The sequence below is a fragment of the Aphanizomenon sp. CS-733/32 genome, from assembly GCF_028330045.1.
GTDB classification, from domain to species: domain Bacteria; phylum Cyanobacteriota; class Cyanobacteriia; order Cyanobacteriales; family Nostocaceae; genus Dolichospermum; species Dolichospermum gracile.
The window spans coordinates 1-7,807 of record NZ_JAQMSE010000009.1; the positions used below are offsets into that span (position 1 = coordinate 1).

At 40.4% G+C, this 7,807-nt stretch carries 6 protein-coding genes; 4 read left to right on the forward strand and 2 right to left on the reverse strand.

Features of this window, described 5'->3' with window-relative positions:
• The first annotated feature begins 286 nt into the window (after positions 1-286).
• The 4 genes from PN471_RS00515 to PN471_RS00530 all read left to right on the forward strand — a co-directional run bounded on the left by PN471_RS00515 (position 287) and on the right by PN471_RS00530 (position 5,593).
• Positions 287-2,344, forward strand: a complete 2,058-nt coding sequence (locus tag PN471_RS00515) for a vWA domain-containing protein (protein WP_271775226.1) — start codon at positions 287-289, stop codon at positions 2,342-2,344.
• A 182-nt stretch (positions 2,345-2,526) separates the two neighbouring features.
• Entirely contained in the window at positions 2,527-3,777 is a 1,251-nt protein-coding gene (locus tag PN471_RS00520; protein ID WP_271775227.1) for an ABC transporter substrate-binding protein, read from the forward strand.
• Between the two features lie 80 nt (positions 3,778-3,857).
• Complete coding sequence (locus PN471_RS00525) at positions 3,858-4,760, forward strand: carbohydrate ABC transporter permease (protein ID WP_271775228.1); 903 nt, start codon at positions 3,858-3,860, stop codon at positions 4,758-4,760.
• Complete coding sequence (locus PN471_RS00530; protein ID WP_271775229.1) at positions 4,757-5,593, forward strand: carbohydrate ABC transporter permease; 837 nt, start codon at positions 4,757-4,759, stop codon at positions 5,591-5,593. The genes PN471_RS00525 and PN471_RS00530 overlap by 4 nt, the downstream gene beginning before the upstream one ends.
• 49 nt (positions 5,594-5,642) lie before the next feature.
• Here the strand turns inward: PN471_RS00530 and PN471_RS00535 are convergent, their stop codons facing one another.
• Both PN471_RS00535 and PN471_RS00540 read right to left on the reverse strand, forming a co-directional pair.
• Positions 5,643-6,371, reverse strand: a complete 729-nt coding sequence (locus PN471_RS00535) for a SagB/ThcOx family dehydrogenase (protein ID WP_271775230.1) — start codon at positions 6,369-6,371, stop codon at positions 5,643-5,645.
• An 18-nt stretch (positions 6,372-6,389) separates the two neighbouring features.
• Positions 6,390-7,739, reverse strand: coding sequence for a YcaO-like family protein (locus PN471_RS00540; protein WP_271775231.1), 1,350 nt, complete (start codon positions 7,737-7,739; stop codon positions 6,390-6,392).
• Between the last annotated feature and the right edge of the window lie 68 nt (positions 7,740-7,807).

A 7,807-nucleotide genomic window follows, 5' to 3' on the forward strand; every position in this document is an offset into this window, starting at 1 on the left:
GAATAGATTTTGATGACATTTTTGGTGATTTACTGTTTCTCAAATGCCTTTTTTCACTTTGTCTGTTTGTTTTGATGCTCCCTTCGATTTTCATCTCCGTAATTTCCCTCTGTAATATTTTGGGGTGCGGAATGTGGGTTTCATGTATCCTGGTGTACGCAGTTCATGATTGTCCGACTACTTACAGTTACCAAAACTGTAACGGTAATCAAATTTTAGGCTGCTCAGGACTATTCTGGGTAAGTGCAACAGCGCAAACATCTTTCTTGAGTGTGAGGATTTAGCAATGTCTTACCAGATTCAGTCCCAAATGTGGCAGCGCGTCAGTATTTTAACACTGCTGTTATTAATACCAACAGTAGGAACTGCCGTTTTCCGTCAGTCCATGACAGTTGCAATTCCCGCCAATTCAACCACCTCAGCCAACTCCATTTTACCCAATCATCCCAACTACCAAGCAATTCAGGCATTAGCTAATAATTATAGTTGCGTCGTTTCCATTCCTAACTTTGGTAATCTTCCCGTCACTCGCACAGAATTTGCTACAGTCTTGAATACTTGTTCACAACGCCTTAATGAACTCATAGCAAATAACCCCACCACAGTTGCTCAAACAGACCTACAAACCCTACAACGCTTACAAAAAGAATTTGCTCCAGAGTTAGCAATTCTCAACAATTCCCAAGATACAGATAAATTAGAAGCTCGTACCAATATCGCCCCTATTCAACCTACCAGAGAACCCCTTCAAGAGCAATCTATTCCTAAGACTAAACCATCAGGCGTAGTCATGCCATTACCCCCTAGTTCACCAGTAATGTCTACTGTTAACCGTCCCCAGATTTCTAAAATCCAAGCTGGTAGCAGTATTAATGCCTTAGTTGCCCCCGAAACCCAAACAGGTGGTAAATTCAATACAGAGAACTATAGTCGCATTGACGATAATCCCTTTCATCGTGTTGGTAATGAACCTCTTTCTACCTTTTCCATAGATGTAGATACAGCAGCCTACAGTAATATGCGACGGTTTATTACCCAAGGACAATTACCGCCTAAAGATGCAGTACGAATAGAAGAATTGATTAACTACTTCCCCTATAATTATCCTCAACCCACAGGAAATCGCCCTTTTTCCGTCACCACCGAAGTAACTTATGCTCCCTGGAATCCTCAACATAAATTAGTACAGGTAGGTTTGCAAGGGAAACGCTTAGAGAGTGAAACCTTACCACCCAGCAACCTCGTATTTTTAATTGATGTCTCCGGTTCTATGGGTGAACCCGATAAATTACCCTTGGTGCAACAGTCGTTAAAATTGCTAGTTAATAAGTTACGTCCTCAAGACAGGGTAAGTTTAGTAGTTTATGCCGGAAATGCAGGTGTAGTCCTGGCTGCTACCCCTGGAAATCAAAAAACGAAAATTCTAGCAGCCATTGACCGCTTACAGGCTGGAGGCTCTACTGCTGGTGGTCAGGGGATTGAATTGGCTTATAAAATCGCTCAACAAAACTTCCTCAAATCTGGGAATAATAGGGTTATTTTAGCTACCGATGGAGATTTTAACGTCGGGGTTTCCAGCGATGCTGAATTGACCAGATTAATTGAAAAGAAACGAGACCAGGGAATTTTTCTCACAGTTTTGGGGTTTGGTACTGGCAACTATAAAGATGGCAAAATGGAACAACTAGCTGATAAGGGTAATGGCAACTATGCCTATATTGATACCTTATTGGAAGCTAAAAAAGTCCTAGTTAATGACATTCGGGGAACATTGTTTACCATTGCCAAGGATGTAAAAATTCAGGTGGAATTTAATCCGGCTAAAGTCCAAGCATACCGCTTAATTGGCTATGAAAACCGCCTGTTGCAAAACCAAGATTTCAATGATGATAAAAAAGATGCGGGGGAAATTGGCGCTGGTCATTCTGTAACAGCACTGTATGAAATTATTCCCACTGGTACAAACAGTGATGTGAAATTACCACAGGTAGACCCTTTACGGTATCAGCGTTCTGGTGTTAATGCGATCGCTACTGCCGATAATGAGATGATGTTGGTGAAACTCCGTTATAAATTACCTCAAGATAGTACCAGTCAATTAATTACTCAGACTATCAAAGATAGCGACTTTCAAATTAACCAAACACCATCAACTAATTTGAGATTTGCGGCTGCTGTAGCAACCTTTGGGATGATATTACGTGATTCTGAATACAAAGGGAATGCTAACTATGATTTGGTAATTAAATTAGCAACTCAAAGTCAGGGGGAAGATACGGAAGGTTATCGGGGTGAGTTTATGCGTTTAGTAGGAAAATCTAGAGATTTGATGATCAGAAAGTGATGCTATACTGAACGGTTAAGAGCATGTTTGAAAAGTTGTGAGAGTCAGATACCCGACTTCTTAAAGAAGTCGGGTATCTGATGATCTTATTGCTATAAAACCATCCTCTAGAAAGATGATTTATGGCAGCAGGAGAAATAAATTAGTAACCATATCAACTCAAAATTAATCTCAATTAAATTGTGAGAAAAAAGAGATTATTTAACTTTTTAGGATTGGTAATAACAATAGCGATCGCTCTGATTAGTTGTCATAATTTGCTATTACCAAAATCACCTCCACCCATTACCGTCAAACTCAGTGGTTGGACAGGTAATCCCCTAGAACAAACCCTGTTAAAACAGGTAATCCAAGACTTTGAAAAGCAGCAGTCCCAGATCAAAGTCAAATATGAAGCGATCGCCGATCAATATATGGATGTGATTAAAACCCGCCTAGTAGGAGAAGCCGCACCAGATGTATTTTATCTCGACGCACTAGAAGCCCCTTTTTTCATGGGTCAGAACGTCCTAGAACCCCTTGATAAATACATTAACCCCAAATTTGATCTTACAGACATAGAACCCAAACTCCTCAACAATTTTACCTACCAAAATCATATTTATGGTTTACCTAAAGACTATTCTACCTTAGCTCTATTTTATAACAAAAAAGCATTTAATCAAATTGGTTTAACCAGTCCGCCAACCTCCTGGGAACAACTTCGCACCTATGCCAAACAATTAACAGGCAAACTGAACAAATATGGCTTTGGTGAAATTCCCGAATTAGCCCGTCAGGCATATAAAATTACCGCTTTTGGCGGAGAAATTATTGATAAAAATGGTTATGCTACCTTTGCCAATAATCCAGGTTTGCAAGGTTTAGAATTAGTCATTAATCAATATCAAAAAGACCGTTCTTCCGCTCAAAAATCTGATGTCGGTACAAATTCAGGGAGTGAAATGTTTGGACAAAATAAAGTAGCAATGGTAATTGAGGGGAATTGGGCAATTCCCTACTTGCAAGAAACCTTTCCTAAACTAGAATTTGCCACAGCAGAGATCCCTAAAATTAATAATCAGCAAGCAACAATGGTTTTTACCGTTGCTTATGTCATGAATAAACAAGCCCCCCATAAACTTGCAGCCTGGAAACTCATCTCCTATTTAACAGGCAAAGAAGGCATGAAAAAATGGACAAGTAAAGGATTTGCATTACCAGCCCGTAAATCAGTAGCACAACAATTAGGCTATGATCAAGACCCTCTTAGAGCATCATTAGTAGCAGGAGTTAATTATGCCACACCCTGGCAATTAGGCAAGTATCCCGCCGCAATTATCAACAACTTTGATAATCAATTTATTAGTGTTTTGCTAGGACAACAACCATTAAAACAAGCAATGTTAAAAGCGCAAAATGCAGCCAACCAACAAATTCAGGCAGATATGTAGAGTTTGTAATTAAAACTTGTACCAGACTCTAATTTTTCTATTCCTTTCTTCCTTTGCGCCTTTGCGTGAGATATAAAAATGTGTTTCATTTACCCGAACATCACTGTGATAGACAAATCAAAGAAAATTTAACAGCTTATTTATTCATAACTCCCAGTATTTTAGTTTTAGGCACATTTGTAATTTTACCTATTCTCTATGCCGTATTTCTTTCCTTACACAAAGTGCAAATGTTAGGCGGTATTCATTACCATTTTTTCGGCTTAGGTAATTTCCAGAGATTACTAACAGATGAAAGAATAGGAATTGCTTTAAAAAATACCGCCGAATATGTAGCCGTTGTTGTTCCCACACAAACTATTTTAGCTTTAGGTTTAGCTGTAACACTTAATTCTGGCATTCGCGGGAAGAATTGGTGGCGGATTCTTTACTTTTTACCAACAGTCACATCTTCCGCAGTTTTAACACTAATTTTTATGTGGATTTATAACACAAATGGACTCCTAAACAATTTTTTAGCTTTCCTAAAATTACCTATTTATAATTGGTTAGGAGATCCATCTGTTGCCCTCAAAGGAATTATGATCATGAATATTTGGTCAACAGCACCGTTTTTTATGGTGATTTATTTAGCAGCTTTACAGGACATCCCCCAAACCCTTTACGAAGCCGCAGAACTTGATGGTGCTAATAAGTGGGAGCAGTTTCTTTATATTACCTTACCTTTATTGCAACCAGTGACTTTCTTCGTTATGGCAATGGGAATAATTGGGACTTTTCAATTATTTGATCAATCTTATATATTTTCTGGAGGAACTGGCGGACCAAATAACGCCACTCTCACCTTAGTTTTGCTAATTTATCAAACCGTATTTCGGAATTTACAGATGGGATATGGTGCCGCCATTGCCTTTTTACTAGCATCTGTAATTATTACCATCACATTAATTCAAGAGCAATTTTTCGGAGGCTATAAAATTTGAATAAAATCTTTAATATTTTCTTTTTCAAAGTTGTATTATATATCTTCCTCACAGTTTATGGAATTATCACCATAATTCCCTTTCTTTGGGCATTTTCCGCATCATTCAAGCCCCTTACTGAAATCATTAGTGGTGAGTTTAATTTCATCCCCAAACATTTTACTCTTGATAATTACAAACAGATATTTCTGCAAGAACCCCTATTTTGGCGGTGGTTATTTAATAGTGTGATTATTGGCGTTACCGTCACGATTTTAGACTTGCTATTTAACTCAATGGCAGGTTATGCCCTGGCTAGATTGAACTTTCATGGTAAACAGTTCTGGTTTTTCCTAATTTTGGCAGTCTTAGTAGTGCCAGCACAAATTACCCTAATTCCCACATTTTTAATTCTCAAAACCATCGGTTGGTTAAACTCATACCCAGGGATGATAGTTCCGAGTATGGTTAATGCTACCTTTATTTTCATGATGCGGCAATTCTTTGTAAATTTCCCTAGAGAATTAGAAGAAGCCGGTCAACTAGATAGTTTAAATGCCTGGGGAATTTTTTGGCACATAGTTTTACCTCTAGCCAAACCAGCATTAGCCGCACAAGCGATTTTTGTATTTATGGGCAGTTGGAATAATTTTTTGCTCCCCGTAGTCATTCTTTTTGACCCAAAAATGTTCACCTTACCCTTGGGACTAAACACCTTTAAAGGTCAATATATCAGCTATTGGAACTACATTATGGCAGCCTCAATGGTATTCACCCTGCCCGGTTTAGCCATTTATGCCTTCTTTAACCGCTACTTAATTCAAGGTATTACCTTTACAGGTAGTAAAGAATAATTCCTCAAACTCATCCTCTCTGCGCCTCTGCGCCTCTGCGTGCAAAAATTCATCCTTTCCTGCCCACAGCAACACAATAAATAGCCGCATGACGTTGCCCATCAATCCCCAACATAACATTTAAACTCATATCATGAAAACCACCGAGACAAAGACTGTCTAGCCCCAATTGCACAGCCATTAAACTTATGTTTTCAGCTTGATGACCAGCCTCCAACAGCGCAAAACGATAGCCCCGCGCTCCATATTTACCCATTGAGCGCATAAAAACCGATGTGAACACAAACAGAGCATTAGCATTGATAATATAATCCTGCTGCAAAAATGCTTCTATAAAATCCGTTGGCACAGCATCATTCACCCAATGTAAACCGTGTCCGCGAGGTTCATAGTGATATAGTCCGCTAACCAAACCTTCTACCGCTTGTGTAGATACGAACACCTCCAGGGGATAAAGTCCCCCCGCGGAAGGAGAGTTGCGAGCCTCATAGCACTGATTATCCACCTCACGCAGTCCATTGAGTCCACACCCTGCATCCAGCAGTTGAGCCAAAGAGACGAGTGACATCACCTGATTATCAAATGATCGCACAGAAGTACGCCGTGCTAAAAGTTCCGACAGCGGGTTATCCCGTGGTGCTTTTGGTAGTTCCAGAAAAGGAGCTTCTGGCAGATATCGTAGTTCAGTAGCCGGAACACGCTTGACATAACTTTTCGGGACTGGAGAGTTCAAATGATACAAAAGAGCTAACTCCAGAGGTTCATTGACTGTGTGCATTATTCTAATTTCCTCATTTTAAGCCATAGGATGTGGACAGGGATTGAGGTCATTTTCAGTTCGTCGTCCACCATAACCTAACCTTTCTGGGACTGTAAACAACCGCCGAGTTCCCAATGGTTCTTGTCCATAACCAAAATAAATAGGGACTAATTCACTGGCTAAAGTCCGCACGACTCGGAAACCAAGAGAGGCGATATCAGGGGCGGTAATTTCCACTACATAAGGTTCAACACCCACTGAATTCAACTTGGCAACTACTGATTGTAAATTCTCCGCTTCTGATGCAGATTCGTAAGTTGGTATATCTTCAACTTGGCAGGATTGATCATGATGAAATAAGAAATCCAACTCACTCAACCGAGAAGTTGTGTAAAAAAAAGCGTTGTGATCATCCAAATTCTGAACATCACTATATTGATGGAGATTAGTCCCAGCCCCAGTTTTCATCCGTTCTATGTCGCCAAAGCGAGCTTGACAAACTTCAAAAACTGCCTTGTGAAAAGCCGTTGGTCCATCAAGATGACATCCCATCCCAGTGGAAACAGCGGGACCTTTGCCCGAATGGTCAATTAACATAGCCATGAAAACTGGGACTTGAATATCAGTAGTCAACTCGAAGACAACTAACTCAATGCCAAAGCGGCCATAGTGGCGGGCTATTTCCGTCTCAATTCCTGGCAAGTGGTCAAAATAGATGCGCGGAGCAGGTAAGCGATTTAACCACGTAATGATGAAAGCATCACGCTCAATTAATTCACACAAACCCCGGTAGGCGGCAAACTCCCAAGATGGTCCACTAGCCATACCGTTAGAACTAACAGGTAAAATATAATCTCCTGGTTGGTTGCCGTCCCAGTCCAAATAAACCAAAAAGGCTGGAACTAAAACCTGTTGGTTACTGGATAAAGAAAGGGCATTCATCCACGAAGTCTGCGTTGTCGGATTAAAAGCTGGAAAAGGAAAGTTTGGGTGAGAGTATTGTTGGTCAGAAAAAGGAGAAAAAACTAAAGGAGAAACGGCACGATTACCTAATTCTTCATAGCTACCAACCATTAGTTGCCGATGATCAACAATACCACCACAGTATCTTTCTATAGCTTCGCCCACAGCCCCAAAAATGGCTTGTTCATCGGTCATGCCTCTCCCGACACCGTAACGTAAATCATCCTGCTGTTTACGAAGTTGGAAATTGGCTAATTCGGCTTGCCACAACACCGGAAAATCGAACTCTGTATAAGGCTTGGTAAATCTATCTAAGGCTCGGATAATGCCAGTATGGGAGCTGACTAAATCCTGCCAGCGGGGACTTGCCTCTGGGGCTGCACTTTGTGCGATCGCTGTATTCACTGTATTCTCTCCTATCATCAACAGTGCTGAGTTTTGACTTTTTACACTGTCACCTGTGTCACCTGTGTCACCTGTCACCTGTCACC